This window comes from Rhizobium giardinii bv. giardinii H152 (assembly GCF_000379605.1).
Taxonomy (GTDB): Bacteria; Pseudomonadota; Alphaproteobacteria; order Rhizobiales; family Rhizobiaceae; genus Pararhizobium; species Pararhizobium giardinii.
In genome coordinates, this window is sequence record NZ_KB902580.1 from 18,103 (window position 1) to 34,481 (window position 16,379).

Annotated in this window: 13 protein-coding genes; 8 read left to right on the plus strand and 5 right to left on the minus strand. The window is 58.0% G+C overall.

Annotation, left to right across the window (positions count from 1 at the left end; genetic code table 11):
- Nucleotide 1: 1 nt before the first annotated feature.
- Nucleotides 2–1,078: a phosphotransferase gene (locus A3AY_RS0106490; RefSeq protein WP_018324875.1), complete on the minus strand. Its 1,077-nt coding sequence runs from the start codon at nt 1,076–1,078 to the stop codon at nt 2–4.
- 379 nt (nt 1,079–1,457) lie between these two features.
- On the opposite strand from A3AY_RS0106490, the gene A3AY_RS0106495 reads away from it, so the two are divergent.
- From A3AY_RS0106495 to A3AY_RS0106510, 3 genes are all read left to right on the plus strand, one after another.
- Nucleotides 1,458–2,126: a haloacid dehalogenase type II gene (locus A3AY_RS0106495; protein ID WP_018324876.1), complete on the plus strand. Its 669-nt coding sequence runs from the start codon at nt 1,458–1,460 to the stop codon at nt 2,124–2,126.
- Nucleotides 2,127–2,301: 175 nt separating this feature from the next.
- Complete coding sequence (locus A3AY_RS0106500; protein ID WP_040668241.1) at nt 2,302–3,618, plus strand: NAD(P)/FAD-dependent oxidoreductase; 1,317 nt, start codon at nt 2,302–2,304, stop codon at nt 3,616–3,618.
- A 497-nt stretch (nt 3,619–4,115) separates the two neighbouring features.
- Nucleotides 4,116–4,328 carry a hypothetical protein gene (locus A3AY_RS0106510; RefSeq protein WP_154663253.1) on the plus strand — a complete coding sequence of 71 codons (213 nt, stop codon included), beginning with the start codon at nt 4,116–4,118 and terminating at the stop codon, nt 4,326–4,328.
- 187 nt (nt 4,329–4,515) lie between these two features.
- Here the strand turns inward: A3AY_RS0106510 and A3AY_RS38945 are convergent, their stop codons facing one another.
- Nucleotides 4,516–4,764, minus strand: a complete 249-nt coding sequence (locus tag A3AY_RS38945; protein ID WP_018324881.1) for a hypothetical protein — start codon at nt 4,762–4,764, stop codon at nt 4,516–4,518.
- A 1,179-nt stretch (nt 4,765–5,943) separates the two neighbouring features.
- Here A3AY_RS38945 and A3AY_RS0106520 point away from each other — a divergent pair.
- The 5 genes from A3AY_RS0106520 (at nt 5,944) to A3AY_RS0106545 (ending at nt 12,920) form a co-directional block, all read left to right on the plus strand.
- Complete coding sequence (locus A3AY_RS0106520; RefSeq protein ID WP_018324882.1) at nt 5,944–7,416, plus strand: adenylate/guanylate cyclase domain-containing protein; 1,473 nt, start codon at nt 5,944–5,946, stop codon at nt 7,414–7,416.
- Between the two features lie 790 nt (nt 7,417–8,206).
- Nucleotides 8,207–9,331: a sugar ABC transporter substrate-binding protein gene (locus tag A3AY_RS0106530; protein ID WP_018324884.1), complete on the plus strand. Its 1,125-nt coding sequence runs from the start codon at nt 8,207–8,209 to the stop codon at nt 9,329–9,331.
- A gap of 78 nt (nt 9,332–9,409) precedes the next feature.
- Nucleotides 9,410–10,960 carry a sugar ABC transporter ATP-binding protein gene (locus tag A3AY_RS0106535; protein WP_040668244.1) on the plus strand — a complete coding sequence of 517 codons (1,551 nt, stop codon included), beginning with the start codon at nt 9,410–9,412 and terminating at the stop codon, nt 10,958–10,960.
- Entirely contained in the window at nt 10,957–11,937 is a 981-nt protein-coding gene (locus A3AY_RS0106540) for an ABC transporter permease (protein WP_018324886.1), read from the plus strand. Before A3AY_RS0106535 ends, A3AY_RS0106540 begins: the two co-directional genes overlap by 4 nt.
- Nucleotides 11,934–12,920, plus strand: a complete 987-nt coding sequence (locus A3AY_RS0106545) for an ABC transporter permease (RefSeq protein WP_026203178.1) — start codon at nt 11,934–11,936, stop codon at nt 12,918–12,920. The genes A3AY_RS0106540 and A3AY_RS0106545 overlap by 4 nt, the downstream gene beginning before the upstream one ends.
- 751 nt (nt 12,921–13,671) lie before the next feature.
- Here the strand turns inward: A3AY_RS0106545 and A3AY_RS0106550 are convergent.
- From A3AY_RS0106550 to A3AY_RS41020, 3 genes are all read right to left on the minus strand, one after another.
- Nucleotides 13,672–14,880 carry an MFS transporter gene (locus A3AY_RS0106550; RefSeq protein ID WP_018324888.1) on the minus strand — a complete coding sequence of 403 codons (1,209 nt, stop codon included), beginning with the start codon at nt 14,878–14,880 and terminating at the stop codon, nt 13,672–13,674.
- A 59-nt stretch (nt 14,881–14,939) separates the two neighbouring features.
- Nucleotides 14,940–15,920, minus strand: coding sequence for an AraC family transcriptional regulator (locus tag A3AY_RS0106555; protein ID WP_026203179.1), 981 nt, complete (start codon nt 15,918–15,920; stop codon nt 14,940–14,942).
- A gap of 142 nt (nt 15,921–16,062) precedes the next feature.
- Complete coding sequence (locus A3AY_RS41020; protein WP_018324891.1) at nt 16,063–16,191, minus strand: hypothetical protein; 129 nt, start codon at nt 16,189–16,191, stop codon at nt 16,063–16,065.
- Nucleotides 16,192–16,379: the final 188 nt, after the last annotated feature.

Here is a 16,379-nt window from a genome sequence, read left to right on the forward strand (position 1 = left end):
GTTAAATCCTACCTGTGAGCAGATCAGCGATCTGATTGGTTGACAGAGAATTGAACCAACGGAGATGAGCCCACCCCGCTTCGGTATGGCGAAGTATGTAGCGGCTGTTCTCGGGAAAGAGCTGGGCGCGCCAACAGGTCAAAAGTGCCCGTACGGCAAGGCGCCCCATGGCAAGAAATGGGATGAGGAGCAGCTCTTCATGCTCCAAATCGGCATGGCGAAGGTAGCCGCGCAACACGTCTTTAGGCTCGACAAACAAGTCCTGTCGATTGGTATTGTCAAGTTGCTTTGGCATTTGGTTCATGAGAGCCGTGGACACATCTACAGCGATGGCGGTGCGAACAGCATCACCGAAGTCTATGATCCCGTTGACAAACTGTGGATTGCCGTGATCGACGACGAGGTTCGACGTGTTAAAATCGTTGTGCAGTACTTGTCGCCGGCAACAATCGAGTCGAGGTTTGATTTCGGCAAACCTGTCTAGTGCCGTCTTGACCCAAGCCCGTCGTCCATCGTTCGGCACATAATCCAACAGGTAGGACAGATTAAGAAGATGCGTCACATCCCAGGCCAGCTCGCGACCATCAGATGGGTGCGAAAAGTCTGCCATTGCATTCCGAAGCTTGGCGAGTAGTTCTCCGACACAAACGCGCTGGGCGGCCGTCGAATTCGTTTTGTCCAAGGGAGTACCACGGATAAACGAAATGAGCCTCACCACACGACGCTCAGCGTCACTCGTCGTCACCACCGGCAAAAACTGACCTTGCAGGTCCCCAAAGATGCGAGGTGTCGGAAGTGCTGGCGCTCGCAGCTCAACGTGGCGCATCAGCGCGACTTGAAAATCCAGTTCGTCGAAGCTTTCAGAGGGATGAGCGACCTTTAGCACGAACTGCCCGTTTTCTGCGCAATCCAAGAAGAACGTGTCGTCCTTCTCGGTTTCAAAGCGCTTTGCCGAGCCTCTCCTTCCATAAAGTTGCTCAGCAATTGTCTCCGCTTCGGCCTCGCTGATGGGCCGGCAAGCTTCGGAAAGTTCCGAAGCCGGGGGGCGGCGTGACAGATGGATGTCTTTATCTAGCATGGCAAACCTAGTTTGTTTCCTCCTTGGAAGCGACGGAGGTGAGAATGACCTGGGCCCTTTAGGATGAGGTTTTTTTGTACAACAATCTATCAAACCGTCAAGTCATTCCTTCTATTCGTGCTGATAAAATGTGTATTCCATCCTGCTCCAACCAGTCAGGAAGTCGCCAAAATTTCGAATAAATGCTGCGTTTTCAGATACTACGCTGTCCGCCCTAGGCTGATCCAACCGCCACCCCTGGCCCATCGTGGAAAGTAACACCCGGGCCGACTTTTATAATTGTTGTACAATTCCGTTGCAATGGTAATTCGATTGTGCTTTCTTAAGAGCGCCAGGCCGCCGAGATTTGTGGCCGTCTACTCTGAACAAGGATACTCCCATGACTCTCCCGCGCCCGAAATTCATAACCTTCGATTGCTATGGCACCCTGACCAATTTCGACATGGCCGGTGCGGCGCGGCGTGTCTACGGCGAGCGTCTCTCCCCAAAGGCGATGGCCTGCTTAGTCGAGGCTTTTAGGGGCTATCGCCTTGACGAGGTGCTGGGGCCATGGAAGCCTTTACGCGAGGTAGTGCACAATTCCGTCGAACGCAGTTGCAAGCGCATCGGTATCCAGTTCAAACCTGAAGACGCGCAACGTATCTATGACGAAGTGCCGACCTGGGGTCCCCACCCGGACGTTCCGGCCGGCCTGTCCAGGGTGGCCAAGGAAATCCCACTGGTGATCCTGTCCAACTCGATGAATGACCTGATCATGTCAAATGTGGAAAAGCTCGGCGCGCCCTTTCATACCGTCATCACCGCCGAAGAGGTTGGCGCCTACAAACCGCTGATGAAGGGCTTTGAATACATGCTCGACAAGCTCGGCTGCGGCCCCGAGGACATCACTCATGTCTCCTCCTCCTTCCGCTATGACCTGATGACGGCCTATGATCTGGGGATCAAGAGTAAGGTCTGGGTGAACCGCGGCCACGAGCCCGCCAACCCGTTCTATGGTTATGCCGAAATCCCGGATATCTCCGGCCTGCCGGGCGTCTTCGGGCTCTGATGGAGAAAGGTACTGCGGGCGGTTTCCGCCCGCACGTCTTCTTGGGCTTGCCGCAACATTTTCGCAGGCTGCGATTAAGTCTGAAGCTGCTTGGCAAAACCGACAAGGTCTCGTTGTCGGCAAATTTCTGCTGCAGGACATTCTGGGCCAAAATCTACCAATGTGAGTGACGACAATGTCTAGTTTGAAAGCGCCCTTCTTCACCGATGATGCCGTCGCCAGCCCTTTTTGGTGGGATGAGGCCCGTCCGAACGGAGCCAATGCCGACGATATCCCCTCCTCCACCGAAGTCGCAATCATCGGCGGTGGCTTCACGGGCCTCAACGCGGCTCTAGTTCTTGCAAGGGCCGGCAAGCAAGTCAGCGTCTATGACGCTGACGCACCGGGTTGGGGCGCTTCGTCGCGCAATGGCGGGTTTCTAGGGCCTGGCTGGGCGTTTTTCGATACCGCGATGACCTCCTATGGCGCAGACATGGCTCGACGCGTCGTGGAGGAGAGTTTTCAATCGCTGCAATACGTCAAAGATGTTGTCGCAAAGGAACAGATCGACTGCGACCTGAAGGTGGTTGGATACTTCAAGGGAGCAATGACCCCCCGCATCTATGACAGCCTTAGCGCCAACATAGAGCGCATTCGCAAAGTACTCCCGTGCGACGCCTACATGGTTCCGCGGTCCGAACAGCATAAGGAGGTTGGTTCCGGTCTTTACCACGGCGGGGTCGCGATGCCTGGTTATGCAGGGCTACATCCAGCAAAATACGTCAAAGGCCTCGCAGAAGCGGCCCAGCGCCTCGGGGTGCGCGTGTTCAGCAACGCCCGAGTAACCGATCTTCAGAAAAGTGCTGGTGCGTTCGCGTTCAAAGTTCAGGGTCGAGATGTCTCAGCACGCCAGGTTCTGATAGCGACCAATGGATACAGCGGCGCGCTGCTGCCCTATCTAAGGCGGCGCATTATTCCCGTTGGCAGCGGCCTGGTCGCAACCGAACAGCTGCCGCCGGAGCTTATGAGCAAGCTGATGCCGAAGCAACAGATGCTTGCCGGCAGCCAGCGCGTGGTGACTTATTTTCGCCCTTCGCCCGATGGAACACGCATCATCCTGGGTGGACGCGTTCTCGATATGAGCGGCACGGTAAAAAGCAACTCCGCGAACGCAAGCTATCTTCGCAGCCTGCTGGTCAAGATCTTTCCGGAATTGAACGCACACAAGATCAGCCACTACTGGCACGGCCAATTGGGTTTCACCTTCGACCATTTCCCGCACGTTGACACCATCGAAGGGATGTTTTTCGCCGGCGGCTACAACGGCACAGGCGTCGCGCGCGCCAGTTGGCTCGGCGGTAAAGTCGCCAACGAAATGCTCGGTAATGACCAGGGCAAGACAGTCTACAGCGAACTCAGCTTTGAGACGCGCTCGTATTTCAACGGCAAGCCCTGGTTTCTTCCGTTGGCGGTTTGGTACTATGGAATGCTTGATAAATGGGATCAGCGGTGAACCGTCCATTGAAAGCCGGGCCTTATCTGCGCACGGGCGCGGCACTCTGGATCCTTCTATTGCAGCCGCTGCAGAAAATCTGGTAGTTTATTGTTGGCGTTGTCAGAGACGATTTAGCTTCCTTCGAAGGAAATCCCGCATGGATTCCTCAGCGGTGCTGCCATGTTCCTAAGTCGATCATTGGATGTTCTTCTATCGGGGATAGGAGCCAGCACGGTCTCCCGCTGCCATTTCCAAATGTGTCCGTCCGGGTTAGCGAAGCTTTGCTCCAGGTCGATTTATCCCAGATCATAATGCATGAAGCTGACGAGCCAAATACCGTCGTCGTCTTGTTTTCGGACGGGCACGCAAAATCGGTTGCGTTAGACCCCATGGACAACCTTCCAGTGCTGTGCGACATTGAGCTAAAATAAGCCAGTACGCATATTAGGGGGCCAATATGCCAATGGATGATTATCTTTTCGGCTCCGATTTTTGATAAGGCTGGGGGGGTTGGGATGGATGACTGGCTAAAAGCCTTAGTGGCTGCCGCATGCCTCGTGGTGATCGCAGGCGGCGGATATTTCGCGTGGGATGAGAGTGGCGCGGCTAACGCGGTCGCGTTTGCCGACAAAGAGAAAACTATGCCGGCTGTGTGCGCCCTGGCTGAGCCAGAAGATAGTGGCCTGTCAGCGATGCGCGAGTACTGCAAAGAACAAGGCTATTACTAGCCGCAGCGGCGCACGCTACTAGCCGCAAAAACAAGCATGTCCCAGCATAGATGACGAGGTGTTTCAAGCGACTAGCCGCGGAATCCTCAACTCATTACGCTTCCTGCACCGTTTGACACCGAGGGAAGAGACCGCAGATGCTGTGGCCTCAATAGCTGGCGCGTAGCGGGCGATTGCCCTCGAGACGTCAGGCCACCGGGCGCACTATCCATTTGGAAATGCCGGCGGTCACGGCCCAGCGAAAAGAACCGAGCCGTTGCGGCGGGTCGGGGTTTTCATCGGGGTTCGGCAACGGCTCTTCGTCGGGAAGGCGATCCGGATCGGGTTCCACCACCGGCCGGTCAGGCTCGTGAATAGGCGGGACAGGCTCTTCAATCGGCGGCACTGGCGGAAGTGGCCCCGGATCATCCGGGCCGGGATTTACAGGTGTGCTCATAGGACGTTCTCCTTTAGCGAGACATCCGGCCATCTGAGGCGGATTTCTCGTAGGCCAAATCGCGGTTGTGTTTCTGGACCATCGGTTCCATGTCGGGCGATGGCACCAGTCGTCAACGTCGGCACAGACGGAATCCTTTTCGATGCCGCATTGAACCAGCGTCACCAGCTTGTCCCGATGGCGACGCATTGCAAGAACAGCGTGTCGACTGGTGAGGCTTTGTTGGGGAGACAGGCCTCAACCTCTTAGAAGACGCCGAGACCAATTAGGTTCCACCGAATGATACCCAATGGCTTCTTACCGAACTCATAAGCCACGCTCAAGGATTGCTCCTCGCTTCCATTGCACCGCTCCCCGAGGTGGCTATAGCCTGAGGAATCGCCGACCGGCCATTTGCAGATGAACGCAGCAGATCGCTTCGGCAGGTCGCTTTATGCTTTGCGCACCTCTGCGGTCTTGACGAGTGTCGAACCGGCGGCACCCACTCAACGCGCAAATATCCGCGCCGGGAACAGCGCTATACGCGTGCGGCGGCGGAAGCGGTCCGCTTGTTTATAATGCTGCGGGCCTGCATCTTGATTTGCGGCGGCAATTGCTGGTCTACCCGCGCGGAAATTTCCCGACTTCGAGCGCCGTCTGGAGACATGACCCGCGTGTGCCGAGCTTGCCCACAGACATCGTCCTCGATGGTGACACGGCACCGCGCGCGGCGACGGCGAGCCACTCGGGAAGGCGCATCTCGCTTGTCGTCGGTACATTGTAATGCGACTTCGAAAACTTGTTCTAGCAGGAAATTATCGTGCAGTTCATATCAAAAATGAACAGAGCCGAGCGCCAGAAGCAGGACGCCCATGTTATAGTGGGTGCCCTTAGTACGGGGAGAAAGGTACGAGGCCGTGGGCCAGCCCCAGGTGGAACGCAGACTGGCGGCTATTCTGGCTGCCGACGTCGTGGGCTTCAGTCGGCTGATGGGAGTCGATGAAGCCGGAACGGCGCGTGCGCTGCGGGGCCACCGGGAAGCCATCTCGCCGATTATCACGGAACACGGCGGTCGGATTGTAAAGACCATTGGCGACGGCGTGCTGCTGGAGTTCCTCTCGATCGTCGCTGCCGTCGCGTGCGCAGCGGCCATTCAGAAGTATGGCGGAGCGAAATGCAGTGGCACCCTCCGATCAACGGATGCTGTTCCGCATCGGAATCAATCTCGGCGACGTCCTGATCGAGGGCGACGACATTCTGGGAGATGGTGTCAACGTAGCGACTCGGCTTGAGGAGATTTCCGAGGCCGGCGGAATCTGCATCTCTGAAGACGTATACCGACAGATCGATGGCAAGGTGGATATTAGTTTTGCCGATATGGGCTTGCACCACCTGAAAAATATCGCGCGGCCGTTGAGAACCTTCCGGGCGCACCTCGAGCAGATCAAGCCCTTACGGGCGCCTGGACTTGCGTTGCCCGACCGGCCATCGATCGCAGTACTGCCGTTTGGGAACATGAGCAGCGATCCAGCACAGGACTATTTTGGCGACGGCATCGTCGAAGAGATCATCATCGGGCTGTCACGCATTCGCTGGCTCTTCGTTATCGCCCGCAATTCCAGCTTCACGTACAAGGGGCGCGCTGTCGACGTGAAGCAGGTCGGGCGCGAATTAGGCGTGCGCTATGTGCTGGAAGGCAGCGTGCGCAGGGCGGCCAATCGAGTGCGTATATCTGCCGAGCTTGTTGAGGCCGCGACGGGCGTGCATATTTGGGCGGATCGCTTTGAAGGGGGACTGGAAGACATTTTCGAACTGCAGGACCGAGTAACCTCGAGCGTGGTCGGCGCCATTGGACCGAAGCTCGAGCAGGCTGAGATCAAGCGGGCCAAGCACAAGCCTACCGAGAACCTCGACGCCTACGATTACTTCCTGCGGGGCTTGGCAGCCTTGCATTGCTGGAGTCGAGAAGCCAACGCCGAGGCGCTGCGGCTTTTTTATCGCGCCATCGAACTCGATCCGGAATTTGCAGCGGCTTACGGCATGGCGGCCCGATGCTATTCTCAGCGCAAGGCAAGTGGCTGGATGGTCGACCACGCGCAAGAGGCTGCCGAAACCGAGCGGCTGGCCCGGCGTGCCGCAACCTTGGGCAAGGATGACGCCGTGGCGCTGTGTACCGCCGGAATCGCCTTCGCGTATGTTCTCGGTGCACTCGACCATGGCGCTGATTTGCTGGAGCGTGCTCTTGCGCTCAATCCCAATTGGGCTTCGGCATGGCTGTTCAGCGGGTGGGCCAAGGTTTGGCTTGGCGAACCGGAGGAAGCAATCGATCATCTCACGCGGGCCATGCGGCTGAACCCACAAGACCCCCAGATTTGTAATGCGCGAGCCGCAATGGCCGCCGCCTACTTCTTTGCTGGCCAATACCTGGATGCGTCGTCATGGGCGCACGCGGCCATTCGTGAGCAGCCCGTCCACTTCATCGCAACCTGCGTCGCTGCAGCAAGCCACGCACTGGCTGGACAAGCTCCAGAGGCCATGGAGGCGATGAAGCGATTGCATCAGCTTGATCCCGACTTCCGCCTCTCCAGCCTCAACAATTTTTTCCCGATCCGGCGCCCGGATGACGCCGCACGATGGGCTGATGGTTTGCGAAACGCAGGCCTGCCACCCTGAGATGCGAGAAACCCGACCGAGTTTCAGCGAATCGCTGAGGCGCCCGCATCTGTCGCGGTCATGCCGGCGGACAGGGCCGCGCGTGCGGCCGCGAGCCTGAGAAGGTTGCGGTCGTCGCCCGCTCTTGCACGGCCGATCGGGATTACGCACCCGGCCTCGCCGCGGCCTGGCACCAAACTTTGACCGGAAATCGATCCGCCAAGCCGTCGGCATTCATTTAAAGATGCTGAGAGCCAAGCCCGCCGCGACTTCGCAGCGGACAACGATCCATGTTCGCAGTGGCGGGCCTTTTTAAAAACGGGCCGCTTCGGCGACTCAATCCACTCCCGTATCGTGTCGTGAGCAATTGGCTCGAAATTCCATAGTACGCCGCAACCTCCTGTCGCATGGCCCGCCCCGTGCTCGTCCTTCCTCTCACGAGACGTCCAAATCGGTCGTCGCGATGGCGCCTGACCGTTATTCCTCCTATTTGTTCGGGCACTTTCAGGAGGGAAGTTATCCCCATGCGCGCTCGCTTGGACACTGACATCCCCCTTCAACCGCATTTGGCCGAGCGAAAAAGCTGTTCATCGCGGCTCGATCGATATGTCAGCTTTACAACCAAAGTTGGTGGCGGTACCCTCGATCCAATGGCGCTGAGGGAGGAGCCCGTCCGTCATTTGACTAACCCATCGACATGCATCGCCGGACCGGCGAACGACTGAAGATGCAAGTCCGAGGCCGACGTCGATATTTTTCCGGATACTCATTTCGATGCCAGTCACAGCATGGCAACAAATGGGAGGAAACAATGTTCAAGACCTATGTCGGCGGCATTCTCGCGGCCGCTGCCGTTACCCTTGCCTATAGCACCGTTCTTGCAGAGCCGGAAATCGTCAGCGGGCCGGCTGCCGAGCCTGAGTGCTTCGCGCCGTGGTCGGCGGACACCAAATTCTTCAAGTTTCCGAAGAAGGACGGTCCTTATCGCATAGCACTTGCCAATGGGTACATCGCCAATACCTGGCGCATCCAGATGATCCAGACCGCCAAGGCATACGCGGCTCAACCCGACGTCGCCGCTAAACTTAAGGAATTCAAGGTCGTTTCGACTGGCGAGGATGTGCCCGCCCAAATCTCCGCGATCAATAACTTCATCGACTCCGGCTATGATGCCATCGTCGTCAACGCGCAGAACCCTACGGCGTTCGGACCGGTGATCAAGCGAGCCAAGGAAGCCGGTATCGTTCTGGTCGCCTTCGATAACATCCTCGACACTCAGGACGCCATCAACGTCAACGTCGACCAGAAGGGCTTAGGCGTGTTGTGGGCGAACTGGCTGGCAAAGCACCTGCCAGACGGCGGCAAGGTTTTGGAAGTACGCGGCGTTCCCGGTACCTCGGTCGATACCGATCGCCACAACGGGATCCACGAAACCTTTGCCGCTACAGGCAAGAAATGGGATGTTGTCGAGGTTCTCGGCAAGTGGGATGATCCTACGGCCCAGAAGGCAACCGCCGATGCCATCGCGGTGCACAAGAAGTTCGACGGCATTACTGCACAGGGCGGTGACACGGGCGTCGTGCAGGCGATGATAGATGCCGGTCATCCCTTTGTGCCTTTCGGTGGAGAGACCGAGAACGGCTTTCGCAAATTCTGCGCCAAGCATGCTGCGGACGGCCTGAAATGTTCGTCGGCCGGCACTGGGCCCGCCCAGGTGGCGGTTGCCATCAAAACGGCCATTGCAGCCCTTGAAGGACAAGTCGTTCCACAATCTATCAAGCTGCCACTGGCGATTGTCGAGGACCCGAACTTCAAGGAAGGTCAGGATTTTTATCCCGATCAGTCCGATAATTTCTTCGTCGGCAACTCCTTCCCGACCTGCGGCATCAACTTCACGGCCCAAGAGATTATGGGGCAGTCGAAGGAAAACCAATAAAGGGGTGGGAAAGGATTGTATGAACGTCGTGTCGCGGGCGGATGCCTGCGACACGCGCTAACTCGCCCGGGGACCTTCATGATCACATCAGCAATACCTGCGGCGGCGCCGCTTTTCCAAATGGACGGCGTATCGAAGCGCTTTGGCGGCGTCCGCGCGCTCGAGAATGCCGCCCTAGCCGTAGAACCGGGCCGCATTCACGCCATCCTGGGTGAGAACGGCGCGGGCAAGTCGACGCTGATCAAGATCATGGCTGGCGTGGTCGCTCCGGATGAAGGACGCATGCTGATGGATGGACGGGAAGTGACTTTTCGTTCCCCTGCCGAAGCTTCCGCCGCCGGCGTGACCTGCGTTTTCCAGGAGCTATCGTTGATCCCCGATCTCAGCGTCGCCGACAACATATGCATTGTCCATCCGCCGCGGCGCTTCGGCTTGATCGATCGGCAAGCGCAGCGCGTGATTGCAGAGGAAGCCCTGGTACGCGCAGGTGCCGAAGACATTCATCCGCGCATGCTGGTCAAGGATCTTCCGCTTTCTCGCAGGCAATTGGTGGAGATCGCCAAGGCCCTGGCGTGGAAACCGCGCATCCTTATTCTCGATGAGGCGACGTCGGCGCTGACCGCAGCAGACGTTGCAAAGGTCTTCTCCGTCCTGATGCGGTTGCGGTCGGAAGGCTTGGCGTTACTCTATATTTCCCATCGCATGCACGAGATCGCCGAACTTTCCGACGAGTGCACAGTGTTCCGCAACGGCCACAATGTCATGAGCTTTGCCGCCGGCACTCATTCCAACGGCGAGATTGTGGAAATGATGATCGGCCGCGAATACAGCAACGCCTTTCCGCCAAAACCCGAGCGAGCAACCGATACCGCCACTCCCGCTCTCGAATGCCGCAAGCTCGGCTGGACGGATAGACTGCGCGACATCTCGTTCACGCTCGGCAAGGGCGAGGTTTTGGGCCTGGGTGGCCTGGACGGCCAAGGGCAGCGCGAACTGCTGCTCGCGCTGTTCGGAGTGCTGCGCGGTACGACCGGCTCCGTCCTTGTTGATGGCAAGTCCATCACGCTCGCTAGTCCGGCAGAGGCAAGTTCAGAGCAAATCGGCATCGCGCTTATTCCGGAGGACCGCAAGACCGAAGGGCTGATGCTGCCGATGACTGTGCGGGAAAATCTCTCCTTTTCCGTTCTTGATCAGGTTTCGCGGGGCGGCGTGATAAACCGAGAGGACGAAGAGCAGCTGATCGACGAGATGATAAAGTTGCTAACCATCAAGACGGCAGGTCTGGACCTGCCGGTCGCGGCGCTGTCGGGCGGCAACCAGCAGAAGGTCGTCATTGCCAAATGGCTTATGCGCAAGCCAAAAATTATTCTGCTCAACGATCCGACGCGCGGTATCGATGTCGGCACCAAGCACGAAATATATCTGCTGCTGCGGCGTCTTGCCGACAGGGGGACAGCGATTCTGTTCTATTCGACGGACTATGACGAACTAATCGGCTGCTGCGATCGTGTGCTCGTGTTCTACGACGGGAGCGTCGCGCGAGAACTTAAGGGCAGCGGCATGACTGAGCGTGCATTGATCGCCAGCGCGCTCAATGTCGAAGATGGACACGTGGGGACGGCAGCATGAGCGAGTGGCGGTTCTGGCTGAAAGAGCAGCGCGGCACCCTGGCGGCTGTGGGCATTTTTCTCCTCATGTTCACGATCTACGTCTCCAACCACCCGGCCGGGCTGACCGCCAACGTGGTTCAAACAGCGTCCAATAAGGGCGTGCTGCTCGCCTTCGTTGCCATGGCGCAGACGCTGGTGGTAATTACGGCGGGTATCGACCTGTCGGTCGGGATGATCTTCATCCTCACCAATGCGTTGGCTTCCTGGCTGGTTATCGGATCACCTCTCGAGACAAGTTTCGGCGTTGTTGCCGTTCTTGCCGCGGGTCTTGCCTGCGGAGCGCTGAATGGTCTGATCGTCATCTACGGGAGGCTACAGCCGATCGTCGCCACCATCGCGACGGGTGCGGTGTTTTTTGGCATCGCTTTGCTACTCAGGCCCTTTCCTGGCGGCTCGGTAAACGAGGATCTGGCGGACATGATGACTGGCAAGATTTTTGGCGTCGTGCCGTCGAGCTTGGTCGCGCTTGTCGCTATCATCCTCGTCGTCTGGGTCCCATTCAGCCGGTCAGTCATCGGGCGGGCGGCGTATGCAACCGGATCGTCAGAAATCGCGGCCTACATGTCGAGCCTACCAATACGCCGCGCGAAATTTACGGCCTATCTGCTCTCAGGCCTTCTCGCTGCGACCGGCGGCCTGTTTCTCACCTTCTTCACCTATACCGGCGAAGCGGCCCTTGCGAGTGGCAACGCCTACACCCTGTTCTCCATAGCCTCGGTCGTGCTTGGCGGCGTCTCTCTTTTCGGCGGGAGGGGAACCGCCATCGGTGCGGTCTTCGGGGCGCTCGCTTTTCGGACCATCGGCGATCTTCTCTTCGTCTTCGATTTCGATCCACTCTGGCAACCACTGTTTCAGGGTGTGGTCTTGCTTGTCGCGGTCAGTCTGGGTGCGTTCGGATTGTTTCGCGTCCGCAATCGGCTGGAGTGGTTCGGATGAAGGATGCCACACCAGAGCAGCCCCTATCTCGACTCCCTAAATTTCCCCGTCAACTGGACCCGGCGATATCAACTGCTTTTGCCTGTATTATCGTGCTTCTGATCCTCGGCAGTTTATATTCTGCGAGTTTCCTGTCTCCGGAATATCTCTTACAGCAGTTGAAGGTAGCATCATTCCTTGGCGTCATCGCAACCGGTATGATGATGGTCATTCTGCTTGGGCAGATCGATTTGTCCATTCCTTGGTCGGTGGCCGTTGGCGGGATGATGGCGTGCGCCGCCGCCGCTTATGGACCTGTAGGTGAAACTCTCGCTATACCCTTCGGCGTAGCCTGTGGCATGGTGATAGGCTTCGCCAATGGGATTGGCGTCGCCTATCTACGCATCCCCTCCATGATCATCACCCTGGCAACGAATGCCGTAGCCCAAGGTTTGATGGTTGTCTACACCGGCGGCTTCTCCCCACAGGACTCAGCCACGGTCACCATGCGCTATCTGGCAACCGGCTTTCTTGTACCAGGCGTTCCGAACGCGGTGCTAATCTGGGCCATCGTCGGTGCGATAGCGATCTTCGTGCTGACCCGCACCACATTCGGGCGTTCCTTATACGGCATCGGCAACCAGGAGCGTGCCGCCTACCTTTCGGGCATCAATACGCGCCGGATCGTCCTGATCGCCTTCGTCTCATGCGGCGCGCTAAGTGCCTTCGGAGGCACGCTTCTTGCGGGCTATGCTTCGAAGGCGGCCCAATCGATGGGCGACAGCTACCTGTTACCTTCGATCGCGGCCGTCGTACTCGGCGGCACATCGATCCTGGGCGGTCGAGGCTCTTACCTCGGCACGATCGCAGGGGTAATCCTCATCACCCTGCTGCAGTCCATTCTATCCGTCATGCAGATGCCGGAGGCCGGGCGGCAGATCACCTACGGTCTGGTGATCATCGTCATGCTGTTGTTATATGGCCGCGGTCCCGCCAATCGATAGTTCCGGGCGATCGAACGACCAAAGTGAAGGTCTCTAGGCGGATGCTTGTCCGAGCGTTTCGACGTCGGTAACCGGGACGTCGATTCATGGAACCTCGAACGTTCCGCTTAAGTCCGCTTAGCGAGGCGGCGACACGTGCTCTCTGACCTCGATGAGCCGGAATGACTGGCTGCTCCAACCGTCAAGCCCAAGCCGAAGGGAAGCGTCTCACCCGCCCCCTCCCTTCCCTTGCAACCCGGCCCAGCCGGTCCGGTCGGGGGCTTGCCTCAGCGCAAGTGGAGGGGTCGATGTTGCATTCTAAATGGCTGACGACACCCCAGAGTGACATTTTAACTTTGCGCAAACGGTGGACAGTTCAACCTTGCCCTGTCCTGAGTGTCGTCGACCATATCCTCGCGCAACGCGCCTGAAGCCCTGAAAGTATCGTGAATGGAATGGGAAGCACTCGGTTATTGCGGGAAAGACATCGGTCGCCCGAACGGCTCGCTTGCGGCATTGTCGCTTTCGTAGCCGACGGGCAGCTTTCAAAACGACAAACCAGACGCCTTAACGACCTTCTGTACGGCGAACACCGGTCGAGCTAGTCGTGAGCGCCGATCTTCCACGCCGCTAATCGAGATTGTTGTTGTCGGTCATCGGCGATCGTATGGTGCTTCCTCGCCCGAACGAGTAAGCACCGCCATGTCACGGAACTAGCCTCACCCGGCACTCCGGGCACTTGAGATCTCGCCTCTTGCCGGAGCTCCAAGAGTCAGCTGCGGGGCTGAAGCGAGGCTAGAACGATAGTCGATGCCGCCAAGACGGCTGTAAACGTCAATGGCGCTGAGGCACCATAGTGATCGACCACATAGCCGCCGAACAGCGCACCTATGCTTATGGCTACCTGGAACGAAACGACCATCAGGCTGCCAGCAGCCTCCAAGGCGTCCGCTGCGCCCCGGGACAAGTTGGTAGGCAGTACCACCGGCGCCATCCCAAAAGCGAAACCCCAAAGTGTAACTAGGGGAAACGCGATGCCGCTATGTGCACCCCAGAGTACGAGAGCAAGCGCCGAAGACGCCATCAATAAGCCAGTGACAGCGAGCGCCATGCGGATATTTGCGTCTGCCAGTCGGCCGCCGGCGACATTGCCGATCACAGCGGCGATGCCAAACCCGAGGAGCGCCAAGGCAATCGGCCCGGTACCAAGGAGCGTCACTTGTTCGAGGAAGGGTCGCACGTACACCGAGCCGGCAAAATGTCCCGTCATCAGCAAGAGGATGGCAAGCATTCCCAGTTGAACCGTGCGCCGTTTCGTCAGCAGGAAGACGTCGGAAAGACTATTGCTTGTGCTTGCGGGTAGCGTCGGCAAGCTGAGTATCTGCAGCAGCATCGCAATCGCTGCGAGCCCTGCAGTTATGGCCGTGGCGGCACGCCAGCCGAGCCAGTCGCTAATCAAAGCCCCTAGAGATGGCGCAGCTATGGTGGCAAGAGAGACGCCAAGGGTGACTATGGCCATACCGCGACCTGTCGCATTGGTGCCAACCAATCTCGCAACGACGGCAACTGAAAGCGCCCAGAAAGCACTGAGCGCGATGCCCAACCCGGCTCGGCCCAACAACAATAGCCAAAAATCCATCGCGAGCGCGGCCACGAGATTGGAGCCGATAGCCAAGGCACTTAGGCCAACCAGGACAGTCTTCCGGTTCAGTTTGCCGATCAGAACATTGCTCAACAAGGCCGTCACCGCGCCAACAGACGCGGTGGCGGTGACAACCTGACCGGCGGTTCCCTCGCTGACGCCTAGGTCACGCGCCATTGGCGTTAACAGACCTGCCGGCAGGAATTCAGCTGACACCAGCGCAAAGCTTGTGGCTGCCATTGAGACAACGGCAAACCAGATCCTGGGGCTCCATGTACCAGGAACGGTAGAATCGAAGCCAATCGCGGGGCCGTCAAGCTGTGATGTTGTGTCCGTCATTGCAGTACCTCCAAGTCATGGAGGTCTTAATAGCGGAGTCTTTCAGGATGATATGTGTTCTAGAGTCCGAATTCTATGTCCGTTCGTCCGGAAATGGTGCGGCGCACAACTCCGGGTGAAACACTGGTGATGCGCTTGAAGGCGCGAGAGAAAGACGCTTCAGATTCATAACCCAGTTGAGAAGCGACCTCGGCAACCGACATGTTTTGACCGAGCAACTCACGCGCAAGCTGCATGCGCAGACGGGCGAGATACCGTGCGGCGCCTTCCCCTAAGATGGCGCTGAAGCGTTCCGCGAAGATCGAACGCGATTGACCTGCCACGCCAGCAAGAGTCTCAAGCGTCCAGTGATGGCCGGGATCTCGGTGCATTGCTGCCAGCGCACGACCGATATGAGGATCACGGATCGCGGCAAGCCAGCCGCTGGTCGAGGCTCCGCTGCAATTGACCCAGCAGCGAATAAGCCGCGCGACCAGTAGGTCCGCCATGCGTGACAAGACCGTGGCGCTGCCTATCTGGAGCTGCGACGCCTCTGCCGTCATAGCGGCGAGGAGGGGGCCGACGATCGGATCATTGCCAGCAACATCACATCCCTTGATGATCGGCGGCATCAGAGCGATCAACGGGTTGAGGGCATTCGCACCCAAAGCCATGGAACCGCAGAACAAGGTGCTCGTCGCTCCTGTTCCTTCCTGCACCACTTCGCAGACATTACCTCCCAACTTGGTGACCTGACAGCTCTTAAGCGAGTCCCCGACCACATCAGGCTTACTGGCTAGTCTGTGTTCGACACCTTGTGGCAACAACACCAGATCGCCGTTTTGCAACTCTTGCCATCCTTGGGCTTCAGTATGGATCCAGAATGGCCCCTCACTGACGAAATGAAAGCGAAGCAGCTGTTGCTGCGGAAAGGCGATGCTCCATGGATGACGTAGCTCGCAGCGGCCGTAGTTGACTCCACTCAGGCGGAAGTCCTGTAGAACTTCGCTTAGTGCGTCCGTAGGAATTTGCGTCGGAGACTGGGCTGAACGGTCAAGCATTGGGATAATTTATATGCCGACCGCCCGAACGGCAAGTAAGGCATCTGTCTCATGGCTGGCTCATCAAAGGGAAGTGGAGAGCAACTGACCCTCTCGTTGTTGAATTCCAATGTCTCAGCCTAGCTGACACTGCGACCCCGTCTCACCAATGGAACAAAAAGCCGACCAGAGCTTCATACAAAACGCCGTCTGACGGGCGCAGCTTCGCGTCGGCTTTGTCCGAATTGAAGTCGATGACCCGTATTGCCGCACGGATGTCGTCACGAGCCATGGCCGCTTTCGGGCACCAGCAACCACTGCCTCTATGACCGAGGTGCGGGCGCGAAGAGCCTAAACTTCGAGGTGAGCCGCTGGGCGTAGAAGCGCTTTATACTCCTGTTCTTCTTGATGGGGTACGAGCCGGCGTTGGTTAGTTCGTCTTTTGTGCAGGCACGTGATAGAGCGATAGACTGAGAAGCA

Excerpts from the sequence above, each read along its gene's own strand:
- A3AY_RS0106520 (WP_018324882.1), top strand. The coding sequence starts at position 5,944 with ATGCTGTTCCGCATCGGAATCAATCTCGGCGACGTCCTGATCGAGGGC.
- A3AY_RS0106540 (WP_018324886.1), top strand. The coding sequence starts at position 10,957 with ATGAGCGAGTGGCGGTTCTGGCTGAAAGAGCAGCGCGGCACCCTGGCG.
- A3AY_RS0106500 (WP_040668241.1), top strand. The coding sequence starts at position 2,302 with ATGTCTAGTTTGAAAGCGCCCTTCTTCACCGATGATGCCGTCGCCAGC.
- A3AY_RS0106530 (WP_018324884.1), top strand. The coding sequence starts at position 8,207 with ATGTTCAAGACCTATGTCGGCGGCATTCTCGCGGCCGCTGCCGTTACC.
- A3AY_RS38945 (WP_018324881.1), bottom strand. The coding sequence starts at position 4,764 with ATGAGCACACCTGTAAATCCCGGCCCGGATGATCCGGGGCCACTTCCG.
- A3AY_RS0106490 (WP_018324875.1), bottom strand. The coding sequence starts at position 1,078 with ATGCTAGATAAAGACATCCATCTGTCACGCCGCCCCCCGGCTTCGGAA.
- A3AY_RS0106535 (WP_040668244.1), top strand. The coding sequence starts at position 9,410 with ATGATCACATCAGCAATACCTGCGGCGGCGCCGCTTTTCCAAATGGAC.
- A3AY_RS0106550 (WP_018324888.1), bottom strand. The coding sequence starts at position 14,880 with ATGACGGACACAACATCACAGCTTGACGGCCCCGCGATTGGCTTCGAT.
- A3AY_RS0106495 (WP_018324876.1), top strand. The coding sequence starts at position 1,458 with ATGACTCTCCCGCGCCCGAAATTCATAACCTTCGATTGCTATGGCACC.
- A3AY_RS0106555 (WP_026203179.1), bottom strand. The coding sequence starts at position 15,920 with ATGCTTGACCGTTCAGCCCAGTCTCCGACGCAAATTCCTACGGACGCA.
- A3AY_RS0106510 (WP_154663253.1), top strand. The coding sequence starts at position 4,116 with ATGGATGACTGGCTAAAAGCCTTAGTGGCTGCCGCATGCCTCGTGGTG.
- A3AY_RS0106545 (WP_026203178.1), top strand. The coding sequence starts at position 11,934 with ATGAAGGATGCCACACCAGAGCAGCCCCTATCTCGACTCCCTAAATTT.
- A3AY_RS41020 (WP_018324891.1), bottom strand. The coding sequence starts at position 16,191 with ATGGCTCGTGACGACATCCGTGCGGCAATACGGGTCATCGACTTCAAT.